The following is a 16,259-nucleotide window of genomic DNA, read 5'->3' on the forward strand; positions in this document are numbered from 1 at the left end:
CCCGCACGCAAAAAAGGCCACCGGGGTGGCCTTGGGGAAAGACGCCAGCGCGGCCCGGCCGCGCTCACGCATCAGTTGCGCGTCTGGTCCACCAGCTTGTTCTTGGCGATCCAGGGCATCATCGCACGCAGCTGGGCACCCACCACTTCGATGCTGTGGTCGGCGGTGTTGCGGCGGCGGGCCGTCATGCTCGGGTAGTTCAGGCGGCCTTCCTGGATGAACATCTTGGCGTAGTCGCCGTTCTGGATGCGCTTCAGGGCATTGCGCATGGCGGCGCGCGACTGCTCGTTGATCACTTCAGGGCCGGTCACGTACTCGCCGAACTCGGCGTTGTTCGAGATCGAGTAGTTCATGTTGGCGATGCCGCCTTCGTAGATCAGGTCCACGATGAGCTTGAGCTCGTGCAGGCACTCGAAGTAGGCCATCTCGGGGGCGTAGCCGGCTTCCACCAGCGTCTCGTAGCCCATCTTGATCAGCTCGACAGCGCCACCGCACAGCACGGCCTGCTCGCCGAACAGGTCGGTCTCGGTCTCTTCCTTGAAGTTGGTCTCGATGATGCCGGCCTTGCCGCCGCCATTGGCCATGGCGTAGGACAGCGCCAGGTCACGCGCCTTGCCGGACTTGTCCTGGTGCACGGCCACCAGGTGGGGCACGCCGCCGCCCTGGGTGTAGGTGTTGCGCACGGTGTGGCCGGGAGCCTTGGGCGCCACCATCCACACATCCAGATCGGCGCGGGGCACGACCTGGTTGTAGTGCACGTTGAAGCCGTGGGCAAAGGCCAGCGAGGCGCCCTGCTTGATGTGGGGCTCGACGTTGTTCTTGTAGACCTCGGCGATTTGCTCGTCGGGCAGCAGGATCATGACGACGTCGGCTTCCTTCACGGCGTCGTTCACTTCCTTGACCGTCAGGCCGGCCTTGCCGACCTTGTCCCACGAAGCGCCGCCCTTGCGCAGGCCGACCACGACCTTCACGCCGCTGTCGTTGAGGTTTTGAGCATGGGCGTGGCCTTGGCTGCCATAGCCGATGATGGCCACGGTCTTGCCCTTGATGAGGCTCAGATCACAGTCTTTGTCGTAGAAAACTTTCATGGTCGCTCCGGTTGGGATTCTGTTCAGGGGGAAAGGAAAACGGGGGGATTGTCGTACTTACACACGCAGGATGCGTTCGCCACGGCCGATGCCGCTGGCGCCCGTGCGCACCGTCTCCAAAATGGCGGTACGGTCGATGGCCTGCAGGAAAGCGTCGTTCTTGGACTGGTCGCCGGTCAGCTCGATCGTGTAGCTCTTTTCGGTCACGTCGATGATGCGTCCGCGAAAGATGTCGGCCATGCGCTTCATCTCTTCGCGCTCCTTGCCCACGGCGCGCACCTTCACCATCATGAGTTCGCGCTCGGTGTAGGCGCCTTCGGTCAGGTCAACCACCTTGACCACCTCGATGAGGCGGTTCAGGTGCTTGGTGATCTGCTCGATCACGTCTTCCGATCCATGGGTCTGGATGGTCATGCGCGACAGGGACGCGTCCTCGGTGGGCGCCACGGTCAGCGATTCGATGTTGTAGCCCCGCGCGGAAAACAGGCCAACGACGCGCGACAGCGCACCCGGTTCGTTCTCCAGCAGGACGGCGATGATGTGTTTCATGGGATGAGCTTCCTCTTCTCGCTGCCCTCCCCTGGCGCCGGTAAGCGCCAGGCTTGGCAGACAATAGATTCGTCAGAAAACGCTATCAAATAAATAGCTACTAGCGCTTGTCATTCAAGCGTTACAGGCCTTTTTGATGCTTAAAGGTCTTCCGACCCCAGCAGCATCTCGGTGATGCCCTTGCCAGCCTGCACCATCGGGAACACGTTCTCGGTGGGGTCGGTCCGGAAGTCCAGGAACACCGTGCGGTCCTTGAGCTTGCGCGCTTCGCGCAGCGCCGGCTCCACGTCCTGCGGGCGCTCGATGAGCATGCCCACGTGGCCATAGGCCTCGGCCAGCTTCACGAAGTTGGGCAGCGCGTCCATGTAGCTGTGGCTGTAGCGGCCCGAGTATTCAATTTCTTGCCACTGGCGCACCATGCCCAAGTAGCGGTTGTTGAGCGACAGCACCTTGATAGGGGTGTTGTACTGCAGGCAGGTGGAGAGCTCCTGGATGTTCATCTGCACCGAGCCTTCGCCCGTCACGCAGAACACCTCAGACTCGGGCTTGGCCAGCTTGATGCCCATGGCATAGGGAATGCCCACGCCCATGGTGCCCAGGCCGCCGGAGTTGATCCAGCGGCGCGGCTCGTCGAATTTGTAAAACTGGGCGGCCCACATCTGATGCTGGCCCACATCGGAGGTGACGTATGCGTCCGCATCGCGGGTCATATTCCACAGCGTCTCGATCACGTACTGCGGCTTGATCACCTCGGTGTTCCCGCGGTCGTACTTCAGGCAGTCGCGGCCGCGCCAAGCCTCGATCTGATCCCACCACGCCGACAGCGCGCCAGCGTCGGGGCGTGTCGTGGTCTCGCGGATCATAGAGATCAGCTCAGTCAACACGTCCTTGACATCGCCCACGATCGGAATGTCCACCTTCACGCGCTTGGAAATGCTCGACGGGTCGATATCGATATGGATGATCTTGCGCTCGTTCTGCGCGAAATGCTTGGGATTGCCGATCACGCGGTCATCAAAGCGCGCGCCCACGGCCAGCAGCACGTCGCAGTTCTGCATGGCATTGTTGGCCTCGATCGTGCCGTGCATGCCCAGCATGCCCAGGAATTTGCGGTCGGTGGCCGGGTAGGCACCCAGACCCATCAGCGTATGGGTGACCGGATAGCCCAGCATGTCGACGAGCGTGCGCAGCTCGGGCACCGCATTGCCCAGCAGCACGCCGCCGCCGGTATAGATATAAGGTCGTTTCGCGGCCAGCAGCAGTTGCAGCGCCTTGCGGATCTGGCCGCCATGCCCCTTCTTGACGGGGTTGTAAGAGCGCATTTCCACGCTCTGCGGATAACCATGGAAAGCCGTCTTCTTGAACGACACATCCTTCGGGATATCCACCACCACGGGGCCGGGGCGGCCGGTGCGCGCAATATGGAAGGCTTTTTTGAGCGTCACCGCCAGGTCGCGCACATCTTTGACCAGGAAGTTGTGCTTGACGATGGGACGCGTGATGCCCACGGTGTCGCACTCCTGGAAGGCATCCAGCCCGATCGCGGGCGTAGGCACCTGGCCGGAGATGATCACCATGGGGATCGAATCCATATACGCCGTGGCGATGCCCGTCACGGCATTCGTCAATCCGGGGCCGGAAGTCACCAGCGCCACCCCGACCTCGCCCGTCGCGCGGGCATAACCGTCGGCCGCGTGCACCGCCGCCTGTTCGTGGCGCACCAGCACGTGCTGAATGGTGTCCTGCTTGTACAGCGCGTCGTAGATGTACAGCACGGCGCCGCCGGGGTAGCCCCAGATGTACTGAACATTCTCGGCCTGCAGAGCCTTGACGAGAATCTCGGACCCCATGAGGTCCTGGGCGCCGGGAGAAGATGAGGAGTTGCCGCCGCGAGAGGCCGCAGCCGCCGACGTGAGTTCGGCCTTGGAGATTTCCATGATCAACCTTTGCGAATTTCTCTAACGAAAAACCTTGGGTGCCCCTTGCACGAACTCTTGTGAAGCCGACTTGGGACTTGAGGCCTCGGCCATGGGCGCCATGAGTGTTGCGCCGGATCGGGACCCGTTTGCCTTTTTGAATTGCAGTACACATTATTGCACTGCACACATGCAGTTGGCGCGGCACGGCATAAAAAATACGCGGCAATGCGATAATCCGCCTTTCGCAGCTTGCTGCACGCACCTGCGCGCGCACTCCGCTTTCGCCCTCCTTGGGTTTTTGCCTTTGGCTACTGAACAAGAGCTCTCCGACTTCCTCAAAAGCGTGGACAAGCGTGCTTTCAAGCGCACGCTTTACCATGTGCGCAATGAGGAGGCCGCGTTGGACATCGTTCAGGACAGCATGCTCAAGCTGGCCGAGCACTATGGCGACAAACCGCCGGCCGAGCTACCCATGCTCTTCCAGCGCATCCTCACCAACTGCATGCTGGATTGGTTCCGGCGACAGAAGACGCGCAATGCGCTTTTTTCCAGCCTGAGCGACTTCGAGGGCCCGTCGGACGATGGTTCAGATTTTGATTTTCTCGAGGTACACGCCGCTGCCAATGGCGAAATGGCACAGAGTGCAGAGGATTCTGTGCGTCGCGCCCAGGTACTGCGCGATATCGATGCCGAGATCCAAGAACTGCCCCCGCGTCAACGGGAGGCATTTTTGATGCGTTACTGGGAAGAAATGGATGTCGCAGAAACCGCAGCCGCCATGGGTTGCTCCGAAGGCAGCGTCAAGACACACTGCTTTCGGGCCATCCAAACCCTCAGCAAGGCACTGAAGGCCAAAGGAATCGTGCTATGAACCGCCCTCCAGAATACCCGCCGGAAATCAACCGGGCCGCGGATGCGTTCGCCCGCCGCCTTACGGCGCGCCTGAGCGAAGGCAATGCCAGCCTTCCCTACGACATCACCGAGCGCCTGCGCGCCGCCCGCATGCAGGCGTTGGCGCAGCGCAAGCGCCCCGCCGTACAGTCTGCCCGTCAGACAGCCGCGGCAACGCACGTGTCTTCGCAAGGCTCCACCGCCACGCTCAGCGGCTGGGGCAGCGAAGGTGGCAACTGGTGGCGCGCCCTGGTATCCGCCGTGCCGCTGACGGCGCTGGTGGTGGGGCTGGTCTTCATCAATATGGCGCAGGATGAGACGGTGGCCACCGAAATCGCCGAAGTCGACGCTGCGCTTCTGACCGACGATCTTCCCCCGTCGGCCTATGCTGACCCCGGCTTCCTGCAATACCTCAAGACAGCCAATACGACGCAATAAGATCACTGCCTGCATGCACGAGCCGTCCCCGCACGCCCCACGCCCCCACCTGCCAGCATTCTTGCTGGCTTTTGTCTTGCTGGGTGCGCTGGCGACGACGGGGTGGTGGATGGCTGCCTATGTGCGGGTGGCGCCCAGTACCCCTGTCCCGGCCGAGGCGCTGGGAGATGGCAGGCACAAAATCTACAGCGAGCCCCGGCAGGCTCCGCAAGCCGAGGCTGGCCCCCGCTGGACAGAATTGAGCACTCCTCAGAAAGAAGCGCTCTACCCCCTTGCAGACCGCTGGAGCGTGCTCAGCGAAGGGCAAAAGCGCAACTGGCTCAACCTGGCGGCGGGCTTTCACGCACTCTCTGAGGACGAGCAGGCGAAGATGCTCGCACGCATTACCGATTGGGCCAGCCTCAGCACCCAGCAGCGCAGCCAGGCGCGACTGAACTATGCCGCCGCCAGCAGGCTCCCGGCCGACAGCCGGCGTGCCCGATGGGAGGCATACCAGGCGCTGAGTGCGGAAGAGAAGAAGCGCCTGGCGGCCAAGGCCGCGCCGCGGCCAACCGGCGCCGCCACCACGGTACGCCCGGTTTCCCCCAAGAAGCTGGCCCGCGTCCCTGCAGCCACCAATGCGCCGCCGGCCGTCCCCAACCCTCCGAAAATCCAGCCGCCAGCGGAATTCCATTCGCCCCAGGCCCTGCCGGTGCCGCCCCCCGTGGTCGTGGAAACATCGCCGGTCACGATCCCGTCCGCACTGCCTGCGCCGCTCCCCCCCCTTGCGCCCGCCTCGGTCCCCGAACCCGCTCCGGAACCGCCAGTGGACCTGACCCCCCTGCATCCGCCGCAATGATCGGTGCATGACCTCCGTTCGCCGTCCCGCATGACTGCCTCGCGCGCCAATCCGCAGAATCCCCATCCATCCGACGCTGCCGCCCCGGCGGCATCCCGCGCGATCGCCCCTCCGCTGCGGCGCCGCATGGCCTGCTGGTTGTATGAGGGCATGTTGATGTTCGGGGTGGTGTTCATCGCGGGCTACCTGTTCGGCACCCTGACACAGACGCGGCATGGGCTGGACAACCGCCACGCGCTGCAGGCCTTTCTGTTCGTGGTGTTCGGCATCTACTTCGTCTGGTTCTGGTCCCAGGGACACACGCTTGCCATGAAGACCTGGCACATCCGGGTGGAAGACCGGCAGGGGCGCTCCCTCTCGCAACCACGGGCGCTGCTGCGCTACTTGTTGTGCTGGCTGTGGTTCCTGCCCCCATTGGCGGTGATCGCACCCTTTCAACTGTCCGCGGGCGAAGCCACCGTCATCGTGGCGGGCTGGGTCGCGGTATGGGCCCTGCTCAGCCGATTTCACCCGCAACGCCAGTTCTGGCACGACGCACTCGCCGGTACCCGCCTGGTGCATTACGAAGTGCCGCCCCGCCGCAAGGGTTGAGGGGCGGACTGGGCCACGCACGTGTGCATCTGACGCGCAAGCTATGCGCACAACCCCTGCAGTTCGCCTTCCCATAGCGCGACAATCACCGTCCGAATGCCTGATCCCACCTCCTCCGCACCACACCCCCACAAGCAACGCACCGGCTTGCGCCGGCTGTGGCATGCCACGGGCTACTCCCTGACGGGCCTGCGGTCAGGCTGGGAAGAAAAGGCGTTTCGCCAGGAGGTGTGCCTGGCAGCCCTGCTGTTGCCTTCGTCCTTTTACATCGGTCGGGACTGGATGCAGACTGCTGTACTGGCGGCGGTGGTGGTGTTGGTGCTGATCACCGAGTTGCTCAACTCCGGCATCGAGGCCGCCATCGATCGCATCGGGCATGAACTGCATCCGCTGTCCAAGCGCGCCAAGGACTTGGGCAGCGCAGCGGTGCTGCTCAGCCTGCTGCTGTGCGCAGCCGTGTGGGCGGCCGCGCTCTACCAAAGGTTCCTACATGGCTGATGTCGCTTTTTCGATCTGCGTGTACCTGGGCTCTCGCCCGGGCAACAACCCCTTGTTCACAGAAGCGGCCACGGCCGTGGGCCACTGGATAGGCCGCCACGGCGGCCAGTTGGTCTACGGCGGCGGCCGCAGCGGCCTCATGGGCACGGTGGCGGAGGCCACGCGCGTGGCAGGCGGCCGGGTCGTGGGCATCATTCCGCAGGCTCTCGTGGACAAGGAACTGGCGAACCACTTCTGCGATGAGCTGCACATCGTGCAGACCATGCACGAGCGCAAGGCCATGATGGCCGAGCGCAGCGATGCCTTCGTCGCCCTGCCGGGCGGCATCGGCACACTGGAAGAGCTGTTCGAAGTCTGGACCTGGCGCCAGCTGGGCTACCACGACAAGCCCATCGGCCTGTTGGACACCGACGGCTACTACGGCGGCATGCTGGGCTTCCTGCAGCATGCGGTACATGGCGGGCTCATGGGAGAATGGCAGATGGGCCTGATCCGCGTGGGTACGGAGCCCGATGCCCTGCTCACCGCGCTGGTGCAGGACGCAGGCGCGAATGCCAGCGCCATCCCCCTGCGCAGCGTGATCTGACGGCTGTCCCACCGCGCTGGCGTGCGCGGGATTGGCAGACGTGCCGTTCGTTACACCGCGGCGTCGTCCAGGTCGCCGGTGCGGATGCGCACCACGCGCTCCACGGCGGTGACGAAAATCTTGCCGTCACCGATCTTGCCGGTGCGCGCCGCGCCTACGATCGCGTCCACGCAGCGGTCCACGTCTTCGGTGCGCACCACCACCTCGATCTTGACCTTGGGCAGGAAGTCCACCACGTACTCAGCACCACGGTACAGCTCGGTATGGCCCTTTTGCCGGCCGAAGCCCTTCACCTCGGTCACCGTCAGCCCCGTCACCCCACATTCAGCCAAGGCCTCGCGGACTTCCTCCAGTTTGAAGGGCTTGATGACGGCGGTGATCATTTGCATGGGAAACTCCTCAAATATCTAAAAAGCGGCGGGCACGGCACGGCGACCCAGCGGCCGCCACAGGGGGCTCAGGCCCTGAATCGGTTGGTGATCGGGTAGCGCCAGTCCTTGCCGAAGCTGCGGCGCGTGACACGCACGCCCACAGGCGCCTGGCGGCGCTTGTATTCGTTGAGCTTGATGAGCCGGGTCACGCGTTCGACATCCGCACGTTCAAAGCCGGCGCGCACGATGTCTTCCAGAGGCTCGTCATTTTCCATGTAGCGCTCGACGATGGCGTCCAGTATCTCGTAGGGCGGCAGACTGTCCTGGTCTTTCTGGTCGGGACGCAGTTCGGCACTGGGCGGACGGGTGATGATGCGCTCGGGAATGGGATTCGCGCCGGTGCCATACGGGTCATTGGCGTTGCGCCAACGGGCCAGGGCGAACACGCGCGTCTTGACCACGTCCTTGATCACGGCAAAGCCGCCGGCCATGTCGCCGTAAAGCGTGCAGTAGCCCGTGGCCAGCTCGCTCTTGTTGCCCGTCGTCAGCACCAGGCTGCCGAACTTGTTCGACAGCGCCATCAGCAGCATGCCGCGGATGCGCGCTTGCAGATTCTCTTCCGTCGTGTCCTCCGGCAGGCCGGCAAACTGCGGCGCCAGCGCGGTCTTGAAAGCCTCGAACTGCGGGGCGATGGCGATTTCGTCATAGCGCACCCCCAGCCGCCCGGCCATGTCGCGGGCATCGATCCAGCTGATGTCGGCCGTGTAGGGCGAGGGCATCATCACTGTGCGCACCTTGTCGGCGCCCAGCGCGTCCACGGCAATGGCCAGCACCAGCGCCGAGTCCATGCCCCCCGACAGGCCCAGCAGCACGCCGGGGAAGCCGTTCTTGCCCACGTAGTCGCGCACGCCCAGCACCAGGGCGGACCACAGCTCCGCCTCCCAGCCCTCGTGTGGCGCCACTGGCGCTTCCAAAACAATAGCTGCTTGCGCTTGCTGCACCTTGATCAGCAGCGTTTTTTCTTCAAATCCTGGCGCACGAGCCGCCACGCTGCCATCGGCATTCAGCGCGAAGGATCGGCCCTCGAAAACCACCTCGTCCTGCCCGCCGACCAAGTGCGCATAGACCAGGGGCAGGCCGGTTTCCAGCACGCGCTCGCGCATCACCTGTTCGCGCTCGACAGCCTTGCCCAGGTGGTAGGGCGACGCATTGAGCGTGACCAGCACCTGCGCGCCCGCCTCCCGCGCGCTGCGCGCCGGCCCGGGGTACCACGCGTCCTCGCAGATCAGCAGGCCCATGCGCACGCCCTCGACCTCGAACACGCAGTTCTCATCCCCGGGGACGAAATAGCGGCGTTCGTCGAAGACTTCGTAGTTAGGCAGGTACTGCTTGGCATAGGTGTGCTCGATACGCCCCGCGCGCAGCACGCTGGCCGCGTTGTGGCACAGGCCGCGCCCCCCCTCGCCCACCCCGTGCGCCACGCGCCGCGGGTGCCCCACGACCACCGTCAGCCCCGGCCAATCCGCCGTAGCGGCCGCCAACCCTTCCAGTGCCTGCTCGCACGCCTGCACGAAGGCTGGCCGCAGGTACAGATCCTCGGCCGCGTAGCCGCACAGCGCCAATTCGGGCGTAAGGAGCAGCCGGGCGCCGGCAGCATGGGCATCGCGCGCGGCCGCAAGAATCTTCTGGGCATTGCCCGGCACGTCGCCCACCACGAAGTTGAGTTGGGCGATGCTGATGACGAACGGCATGGGAATAGCGGGGCGGGTTGGTCTCGGACGATTATGTCACCCGGGCCCTGGCGCCGCCCCGAGCCGCGCCTTGCCCCTGCGGCACGCCCCGGCTGCGCGCTTGTCCCCACAGGCCAGGGACAGACCTGTGGATAAGCTGCGGGCGAGGCGGGCACATGCGGCTTAAGTGGTTGATTCGTAACGCCCGCCCCTGCACCGCCTCATTTTTAAGCAGGCTGCGCTACCGCGGAGAAATCCCCACGGCCACGCGGTCCGGGCTTTGGGGACATGATGCGCCCTGCCCTGATTGCGGCACCGCCCACTGCATGACCACACCCTGCCCTGCCAGCACGCCTGCTTACGCATTGCACCTGCACGACTCGATCCATCGCGTGGGCGCCGATGCATGGGACGCACTGCTGGCGCTCCAGCCTCACCCCACGCCCTTCCTGCGCCATGCCTACCTGTGCGCGCTCGAAGACAGCGGCAGCGCCACGCCCGCCCGGGGCTGGACGCCCGTCGTGTTCACCCTGTGGGCGGGCACGGACCTGCAGGCCGCCTGCATCGTGTACGCCAAGGCGCACTCGTACGGTGAGTACGTGTTCGATTGGGCCTGGGCCGATGCCTACGCCCGCCACGGGCTGGCGTACTACCCCAAGGCCGTGGCCGCCGTGCCGTTCACGCCGGTGCCCGGCACCCGGCTGATGGCCTGCGACGATGCCGGGCGGGATGCCCTGCTGCGTGCCGTGCTGGACTGGGCGGAGCAGGCGGAGCTGTCGTCCCTGCACCTGCTGTTCGGCGCGCAGCAGGATCTGGCTGCAGCGCACCAGGCGGGGATGCTGCTGCGCAGCACCGTGCAGTTCCACTGGCACAACCGGCGGCCCATGGACGGTGCAAGGTTCGCGGATTTCGAGGACTTCCTCGCCTCCCTGAACCAGGACAAGCGCAAGAAGATCCGCCAGGAGCGCCGGCGCGTGGCCCAGGCGGGGGTGTGCTTTCGCGTGCTGCGGGGCACGCAGATCACCACAGCAGACTGGGACTTCTTCTACCGCTGCTACGAGCGCACCTACCTGGAGCACGGCAATCCGCCCTACCTGACGCGGGCCTTCTTCCACGCCATGCAGCAGCACATGCCCGAGGCCTGGGTGCTTTTCGTGGCGGAGCGCGCAGGCCACCCCATCGCTACCAGTTTGATAGCTGTTGGCGCTTATCCCAACTGCGTAAACACCCCAGATGACATGCAATCCGTGGCCTATGGCCGCTACTGGGGTGCGCTAGAACGGGTGGACTGCCTGCATTTCGAGGCCTGCTACTACCAGCCCATCGAGTGGTGCATCGCGCAGGGCGTGCACCGTTTCGAAGGCGGTGCGCAGGGCGAACACAAGATGGCGCGCGCCCTCCTGCCCGTGCGCGCGCAGAGCGCCCACTGGCTGGCGCACCCGGCGTTTGCCGAAGCCGTGGACCGGTTCCTGGCGCGTGAAGGCGAAGGCGTGGAGCACTACCTGGAGGATCTGCACGCGCGCAACCCCTTCCGGCAGGCAGGCTGACGGGCTGGACGCGGCCATGAAAAAGCGCGCCCATGGGCGCGCTTGGCAGAGATACAGCGAGAAGGCCCTCAGGCCGTCGCGACCGACTGCACCAATCCCATCTCAGAACTGCTGAGCAGCGATTCGATGTCCACCACGATCAGCATGCGCTCGCCCACGGTCGCGATGCCACGCACAAAGGACGAATCCACCTGCCCCTGGAACTGCGGTGCAGGCTTGATGGCATCGGCCGGCAGAGCCACCACGTCGGCCACGGCATCCACCACAGCGCCCAACACCGTGCCACCCACGTTGAGGATGATGACCACGGTGAAGTCGGTGTAGTCGGCGCTGGCGCATTGCAGCTTCAGGCGCAGGTCGACGATCGGCACGATCACGCCGCGCAGATCGATCACGCCCTTGATGAACTCCGGCGCGTGCGCCATGCGGGTGGGTTGCTCGTAGGAGCGGATTTCCTGCACGCGCAGGATGTCGATGCCGTACTCCTCCTCACCCAGGCGGAAGGTCAGGTATTCCGCGGCACCGCTGGCGTTGGCGTTGCCGTACGAAGGACGCTGGGCGATGGAAGACGACATGGCAACTCCTAGGGAAATGTTCTCGCGCTTGCGCGCAGGTCGGGCACCGCCGGCCACACCAGCGTCGCGCACGCCCTGGCAGCATAGCAGTCATCGGTTACTTATGCTGACAATTTTGCCAGAAGCCGAAATCCCTGCAAGAAAAAAGCCCGCGGGCATGTGCCAGCGGGCTGGATGAGGCAGTGGGCGCGATACGGGCCGCACCCCGCCACCATCAGGCTTTCTTGTAGTTTTCCACGCCGTCCAGGATTTCCTTGTGGGCGGCGTCGATACCTTCCCAGCCCAGCACCTTGACCCACTTGCCTTCTTCCAGGTCCTTGTAGTGCTCGAAGAAGTGGCTGATGGCCTTCAGGCGCATGGGGTTCACATCCTCCACGGTCTTCCAGGGCTCGTACATCTTGAGGATCTTGGTGGTGGGCACGGCCAGCACTTTGCCGTCCACGCCGGCCTCGTCTTCCATCTTCAGGATGCCCAGCGCGCGGCAGGGCACCACCACGCCGGGGTGCAGCGGGTACGGGGTGATCACCAGCACGTCCACCGGGTCGCCGTCGCCCGACAGGGTCTGGGGCACGTAGCCGTAGTTGCAGGGGTAGTACATGGCCGTGGTCAGGAAACGGTCCACGAAGACGGCACCCGACTCCTTGTCCACTTCGTACTTGATGGGATCGGATTCCGCCGGGATCTCGATCACCACATTGAAGGTTTCGGGAATGTTCTTGCCGGGCTTGACGTTGTTCAGCGACATGGTTTGGGGGTTGAGTGGTTGGAATGACACGGCCTTCGCCCCGGGGGCGGTGCGCAAGGCGGCCCGTGATTTTAGGCGCACGCCCCTTGCAGCTTGCTTGCACCGGGGGTTTCGCGTTAAATGGCTGCGTTGGCCAATCGTCTCCCGCCACCGGGGCACGAGGAAGCAACGCAGCGGAAGCACTTCCCCCATGCGTTGCGCTTCCCCCTCCGTGCAACTGACAACCGATGGAGATAACGAATGGCTGGTTCCACCTCGGCGCTGACTGCCCCTCTCATCCTGGCTTTGGTTTGCGGACTGATTGCTGTGGCCTACGGACTGTGGGCACGCAGCTGGATCCTTTCCAAGGACGCGGGCAACGCCCGCATGCAGGAAATCGCCGGCGCCATCCAGATGGGCGCGGCGGCCTATCTCGCACGGCAATACAAGACCATCGCCTTCGTCGGCATCGTGCTGGCCATCCTCATTGCGGCGTTCCTGGACGGCACCACCGCCGTGGGCTTCGTCATCGGCGCGGTACTCTCCGGCGCCTGCGGCTTCATCGGCATGAACGTCTCGGTGCGCGCCAACGTGCGCACGGCCCAGGCCGCCACGCAGGGCATGGGCCCGGCGCTGCAGGTTGCCTTCCGCGGCGGGGCCATCACTGGCATGCTGGTGGTGGGCCTGGGACTGCTGGGCGTGACCGCCTTCGCGTGGTTCTTGGTCGGCAATGGCCGGCTCACCCCCACGGCCAGCCTGCCGGCGCTGCTCAACCCGCTGATCGGCTTTGCGTTCGGCTCGTCGCTGATTTCCATCTTTGCCCGCCTGGGCGGGGGCATCTTCACCAAGGGTGCCGACGTGGGCGCGGACCTGGTCGGCAAGGTGGAGGCCGGCATCCCCGAGGACGACCCCCGCAACCCCGCCGTGATCGCCGACAACGTGGGCGACAACGTGGGCGACTGCGCCGGTATGGCGGCCGACCTGTTCGAGACCTATGCCGTCACCCTCATCGCCACGATGGTGCTGGGCGCGCTGCTGGTGGGTGCTGCGCCCGTCGCGGCCGTGACCTACCCGCTGGCGCTGGGGGCCGTCTCCATCATCGCCTCCATCATCGGCTGCTTCTTCGTGCAAGCCGGCCCGGGCATGCGCAACGTGATGCCCGCGCTGTACCGCGGGCTGGCCATCGCGGGCGTGTTGTCGCTCGTCGCGTTCTGGTTCGTCACGGCCTGGGTCATCCCCGACAACGCGCTGGGCGGCTCGGGCGCGCAGATGCGGCTGTTCGGTGCCTGCGCCACGGGCCTGGTGCTGACGGCGGCGCTGGTGTGGATCACGGAGTTCTACACCGGCACGCAATATTCGCCCGTGCGCCACATCGCGCAGGCGTCCACCACGGGCCACGGCACCAACATCATCGCGGGTCTGGGCGTGTCCATGCGCTCCACGGCCTGGCCGGTGATCTTCGTGTGCGCGGCCATCATCGTGTCGTACACGCTGGCGGGCCTGTACGGCGTGGCCGTGGCCGCCATGTCCATGCTCAGCATGGCGGGCATCGTGGTGGCGCTGGACGCCTACGGCCCCATCACCGACAACGCTGGCGGCATTGCCGAGATGGCCGAGCTGCCCAGCAGCGTGCGCGACATCACCGACCCGCTGGACGCCGTGGGCAACACCACCAAGGCCGTGACCAAGGGCTACGCCATCGGCTCGGCAGGCCTGGCAGCACTGGTGCTGTTCGCCGACTACACGCACAAGCTGGAGAGCTTCGGCCAGGCGATCCGCTTCGACCTGAGCGACCCGATGGTCATCGTGGGCCTGTTCATCGGCGGGCTCATTCCCTACCTGTTCGCCGCCATGGCCATGGAGGCCGTGGGCCGCGCCGCCGGCAGCGTGGTAGTGGAGGTGCGTCGCCAGTTCAGCGAGATCCCAGGCATCATGGAAGGCACGGCCAAGCCCGAGTACGGCCGCGCGGTCGACATGCTGACCAGCGCCGCCATCAAGGAGATGATCATCCCCAGCCTGCTGCCCGTGGCGGTGCCCATCATCGTGGGCCTGGCGCTGGGGCCGAAGGCGCTGGGCGGGCTGCTCATGGGCACCATCGTCACGGGCCTGTTCGTGGCCATCAGCATGTGCACCGGCGGCGGCGCCTGGGACAACGCCAAAAAGTTCATCGAGGACGGCCACCACGGCGGCAAGGGCAGCGACGCGCACAAGGCCGCCGTCACCGGCGACACCGTGGGCGACCCCTACAAGGACACGGCCGGCCCGGCGGTCAACCCGCTCATCAAGATCATCAACATCGTGGCGCTGCTCATCGTGCCGCTGGTGGTGAAGTTCCACGCCGGCTGACCCGGCACTATCAAAAGAGAAGCTGCCAGCGCCCGTCCCTTGGGCGCTGGACGGCATTCCGGCTCGTAGCCCAGCACGCTGCGCGCGCCTGCCGCACAATCAGGCCCATGCAGCTCCACCACATCGCCAACGCCGGCGTGGCCTCGACTTCGGGCCGCACCATTGCCGTGATCGACCCCTCCGACGGCCAGCCGTACGACGAAATCCAGCGCGGCACGGCCGAGGACATCGATGCCGCCGTGCATGCGGCGCAGCAGTGCTACCACAGCGTGTGGCGCAAGCTGGCCCCGGCCGAGCGTGGCAGGCTGCTGATGCGGCTGTCGGCCAAGATCACCGAGCATGCCGAGGAGTTGGCCGCCATCGAGCAACGCGACTGCGGCAAGCCCACCCGGCAGGCACGGGCCGACGCACACGCCCTGGCGCGCTATTTCGAGTTCTACGCCGGCGCCTGCGACAAGCTGCACGGCGAGACCATTCCCTACCCCGACGGCTTCAGCGTGTTGACCTGGCGCGAGCCGCATGGCGTGACCGGCCACATCGTGCCGTGGAACTACCCCATGCAGATCTTCGGGCGCTGCGTGGGCGCCGCACTGGCGGCCGGCAACGTGTGCGTGGTCAAGCCGGCCGAGGACGCCTGCCTGTCCCTGCTGCGCGTGGCCCAGTTGGCGGTCGAGGTGGGCTTCCCTGCCGGCGCGCTGAACCTCGTGACCGGCTACGGCCACGAGGTCGGCGACGCGCTGGCGCGCCACCCCGGCATCCAGCACATCAGCTTCACCGGCAGCCCCAAGGTGGGCACGCTGATCCAGCAGGCCGCCGCCGAGCGCCACTGCCCGGTCACGCTGGAGCTGGGCGGCAAGAGCCCGCAGATCGTCTTTGCCGACGCCGACCTGGACGCCGCCGTGCCCGTGCTCGTGAACGCCATCGTGCAGAACGCTGGGCAAACCTGCTCGGCCGGCTCGCGCGTGCTGATCGATTCCCTGATCTACGAACCGCTGCTGGAGCGCCTGTCAAAGGCCTTCGAGGCGCTGCGCGTGGGCCCCGCCGCCATGGACCTGGACCTGGGGCCGCTGATCCGCCAGAGCCAGCAGCAGCGCGTGTGGGATTACCTGTCCGATGCGCAGGTAGCTGGCATTCCCCTGGCCGCGCAGGGCACCGTGGTGGACGAAGCGCCCGACACGGGCTTCTACCAGGCCCCCACCCTGCTGCGCGACGTACCGGCGCAGCACCGCCTGGCGCAGGAGGAAATCTTCGGCCCCGTGCTGGCCGCCATGCCCTTCGACGACGAAGACCACGCCGTGGAGCTCGCCAACGGCACGCCCTTTGGTCTGGTGGCGGGCGTGTGGACGCGCGATGGCGCGCGCCAGTTCCGCATGGCGCGGCGCATTGCCAGCGGCCAGGTGTTCATCAACAACTACGGCGCAGCCGGCGGCGTCGAATTGCCGTTTGGCGGCGTGAAGTCCAGCGGACACGGACGCGAGAAGGGTTTCGAGGCGCTCTACGGCTTCACCACCCTCAAGACCGTGGCCATCCGCCACGGCTGATCCCTGCGAGCCGCGTGCCCTGCGGTG

General features: G+C 65.6%; 16 protein-coding genes. 9 read left to right on the forward strand and 7 right to left on the reverse strand.

Annotated elements, in window-relative coordinates; translation table 11 throughout:
• Positions 1 to 71 precede the first annotated feature (71 nt).
• From ilvC to QY917_RS06570, 3 genes are all read right to left on the reverse strand, one after another.
• Positions 72 to 1,088 (reverse strand): ketol-acid reductoisomerase, encoded by a 1,017-nt coding sequence (gene ilvC, locus QY917_RS06560; RefSeq protein WP_011805035.1) that lies wholly within the window; start codon positions 1,086 to 1,088, stop codon positions 72 to 74.
• A gap of 57 nt (positions 1,089 to 1,145) precedes the next feature.
• Complete coding sequence (gene ilvN / locus QY917_RS06565; RefSeq protein ID WP_011805034.1) at positions 1,146 to 1,637, reverse strand: acetolactate synthase small subunit; 492 nt, start codon at positions 1,635 to 1,637, stop codon at positions 1,146 to 1,148.
• A gap of 140 nt (positions 1,638 to 1,777) precedes the next feature.
• Positions 1,778 to 3,574, reverse strand: a complete 1,797-nt coding sequence (locus QY917_RS06570) for an acetolactate synthase 3 catalytic subunit (RefSeq protein WP_011805033.1) — start codon at positions 3,572 to 3,574, stop codon at positions 1,778 to 1,780.
• 286 nt (positions 3,575 to 3,860) lie between these two features.
• On the opposite strand from QY917_RS06570, the gene QY917_RS06575 reads away from it, so the two are divergent.
• The 6 genes from QY917_RS06575 (at position 3,861) to QY917_RS06600 (ending at position 7,398) form a co-directional block, all read left to right on the forward strand.
• Positions 3,861 to 4,427 carry an RNA polymerase sigma factor gene (locus tag QY917_RS06575; protein ID WP_011805032.1) on the forward strand — a complete coding sequence of 189 codons (567 nt, stop codon included), beginning with the start codon at positions 3,861 to 3,863 and terminating at the stop codon, positions 4,425 to 4,427.
• Positions 4,424 to 4,885 (forward strand): DUF3619 family protein, encoded by a 462-nt coding sequence (locus QY917_RS06580; RefSeq protein WP_123675748.1) that lies wholly within the window; start codon positions 4,424 to 4,426, stop codon positions 4,883 to 4,885. Before QY917_RS06575 ends, QY917_RS06580 begins: the two co-directional genes overlap by 4 nt.
• 13 nt (positions 4,886 to 4,898) lie before the next feature.
• Entirely contained in the window at positions 4,899 to 5,723 is an 825-nt protein-coding gene (locus QY917_RS06585; protein WP_123675747.1) for a DUF3106 domain-containing protein, read from the forward strand.
• Positions 5,724 to 5,753: 30 nt separating this feature from the next.
• Positions 5,754 to 6,314 (forward strand): RDD family protein, encoded by a 561-nt coding sequence (locus QY917_RS06590; protein WP_011805029.1) that lies wholly within the window; start codon positions 5,754 to 5,756, stop codon positions 6,312 to 6,314.
• Positions 6,315 to 6,410: 96 nt separating this feature from the next.
• Positions 6,411 to 6,812, forward strand: a complete 402-nt coding sequence (locus tag QY917_RS06595; protein WP_123675746.1) for a diacylglycerol kinase — start codon at positions 6,411 to 6,413, stop codon at positions 6,810 to 6,812.
• The gene (locus tag QY917_RS06600) at positions 6,805 to 7,398 is read left to right on the forward strand and encodes a TIGR00730 family Rossman fold protein (RefSeq protein ID WP_011805027.1); all 594 of its coding nucleotides are present in this window, start codon (positions 6,805 to 6,807) and stop codon (positions 7,396 to 7,398) included. The genes QY917_RS06595 and QY917_RS06600 overlap by 8 nt, the downstream gene beginning before the upstream one ends.
• 50 nt (positions 7,399 to 7,448) lie before the next feature.
• Here QY917_RS06600 and QY917_RS06605 read toward each other — a convergent pair whose 3' ends face one another.
• On the reverse strand, positions 7,449 to 7,787 hold the full coding sequence (locus QY917_RS06605) for a P-II family nitrogen regulator (RefSeq protein WP_011805026.1): 339 nt from the start codon (positions 7,785 to 7,787) through the stop codon (positions 7,449 to 7,451).
• A 68-nt stretch (positions 7,788 to 7,855) separates the two neighbouring features.
• Positions 7,856 to 9,520, reverse strand: a complete 1,665-nt coding sequence (locus QY917_RS06610) for an NAD+ synthase (protein WP_123675745.1) — start codon at positions 9,518 to 9,520, stop codon at positions 7,856 to 7,858.
• Positions 9,521 to 9,825: 305 nt separating this feature from the next.
• Here QY917_RS06610 and QY917_RS06615 point away from each other — a divergent pair, with 305 nt between their 5' ends.
• Entirely contained in the window at positions 9,826 to 11,046 is a 1,221-nt protein-coding gene (locus tag QY917_RS06615; protein WP_123675744.1) for a GNAT family N-acetyltransferase, read from the forward strand.
• Positions 11,047 to 11,114: 68 nt separating this feature from the next.
• On the opposite strand, the gene QY917_RS06620 is transcribed toward QY917_RS06615, so the two are convergent.
• Both QY917_RS06620 and ppa read right to left on the reverse strand, forming a co-directional pair.
• Positions 11,115 to 11,621: a chemotaxis protein CheW gene (locus QY917_RS06620; RefSeq protein WP_047351342.1), complete on the reverse strand. Its 507-nt coding sequence runs from the start codon at positions 11,619 to 11,621 to the stop codon at positions 11,115 to 11,117.
• Positions 11,622 to 11,835: 214 nt separating this feature from the next.
• A complete protein-coding gene (gene ppa / locus QY917_RS06625) occupies positions 11,836 to 12,366 on the reverse strand; it encodes an inorganic diphosphatase (RefSeq protein ID WP_015913465.1) in 531 nt (176 codons plus the stop codon).
• A 240-nt stretch (positions 12,367 to 12,606) separates the two neighbouring features.
• On the opposite strand from ppa, the gene QY917_RS06630 reads away from it, so the two are divergent.
• The gene (locus QY917_RS06630) at positions 12,607 to 14,691 is read left to right on the forward strand and encodes a sodium-translocating pyrophosphatase (RefSeq protein ID WP_123675743.1); all 2,085 of its coding nucleotides are present in this window, start codon (positions 12,607 to 12,609) and stop codon (positions 14,689 to 14,691) included.
• A 107-nt stretch (positions 14,692 to 14,798) separates the two neighbouring features.
• The gene (locus QY917_RS06635) at positions 14,799 to 16,232 is read left to right on the forward strand and encodes an aldehyde dehydrogenase family protein (RefSeq protein WP_047351344.1); all 1,434 of its coding nucleotides are present in this window, start codon (positions 14,799 to 14,801) and stop codon (positions 16,230 to 16,232) included.
• Positions 16,233 to 16,259: the final 27 nt, after the last annotated feature.

Source organism: Diaphorobacter sp. C33 (genome assembly GCF_030503915.1).
GTDB classification, from domain to species: domain Bacteria; phylum Pseudomonadota; class Gammaproteobacteria; order Burkholderiales; family Burkholderiaceae_C; genus Diaphorobacter; species Diaphorobacter nitroreducens.

Bases quoted from the DNA above. Each gene is read 5' to 3' on its own strand.
- QY917_RS06595 (WP_123675746.1), top strand. From the start codon at position 6,411: ATGCCTGATCCCACCTCCTCCGCACCACACCCCCACAAGCAACGCACC.
- QY917_RS06590 (WP_011805029.1), top strand. From the start codon at position 5,754: ATGACTGCCTCGCGCGCCAATCCGCAGAATCCCCATCCATCCGACGCT.
- QY917_RS06630 (WP_123675743.1), top strand. From the start codon at position 12,607: ATGGCTGGTTCCACCTCGGCGCTGACTGCCCCTCTCATCCTGGCTTTG.
- QY917_RS06585 (WP_123675747.1), top strand. From the start codon at position 4,899: ATGCACGAGCCGTCCCCGCACGCCCCACGCCCCCACCTGCCAGCATTC.
- ilvC (WP_011805035.1), bottom strand. From the start codon at position 1,088: ATGAAAGTTTTCTACGACAAAGACTGTGATCTGAGCCTCATCAAGGGC.
- QY917_RS06580 (WP_123675748.1), top strand. From the start codon at position 4,424: ATGAACCGCCCTCCAGAATACCCGCCGGAAATCAACCGGGCCGCGGAT.
- QY917_RS06615 (WP_123675744.1), top strand. From the start codon at position 9,826: ATGACCACACCCTGCCCTGCCAGCACGCCTGCTTACGCATTGCACCTG.
- QY917_RS06620 (WP_047351342.1), bottom strand. From the start codon at position 11,621: ATGTCGTCTTCCATCGCCCAGCGTCCTTCGTACGGCAACGCCAACGCC.
- QY917_RS06610 (WP_123675745.1), bottom strand. From the start codon at position 9,520: ATGCCGTTCGTCATCAGCATCGCCCAACTCAACTTCGTGGTGGGCGAC.
- QY917_RS06635 (WP_047351344.1), top strand. From the start codon at position 14,799: ATGCAGCTCCACCACATCGCCAACGCCGGCGTGGCCTCGACTTCGGGC.
- QY917_RS06570 (WP_011805033.1), bottom strand. From the start codon at position 3,574: ATGGAAATCTCCAAGGCCGAACTCACGTCGGCGGCTGCGGCCTCTCGC.
- ppa (WP_015913465.1), bottom strand. From the start codon at position 12,366: ATGTCGCTGAACAACGTCAAGCCCGGCAAGAACATTCCCGAAACCTTC.
- ilvN (WP_011805034.1), bottom strand. From the start codon at position 1,637: ATGAAACACATCATCGCCGTCCTGCTGGAGAACGAACCGGGTGCGCTG.
- QY917_RS06600 (WP_011805027.1), top strand. From the start codon at position 6,805: ATGGCTGATGTCGCTTTTTCGATCTGCGTGTACCTGGGCTCTCGCCCG.
- QY917_RS06605 (WP_011805026.1), bottom strand. From the start codon at position 7,787: ATGCAAATGATCACCGCCGTCATCAAGCCCTTCAAACTGGAGGAAGTC.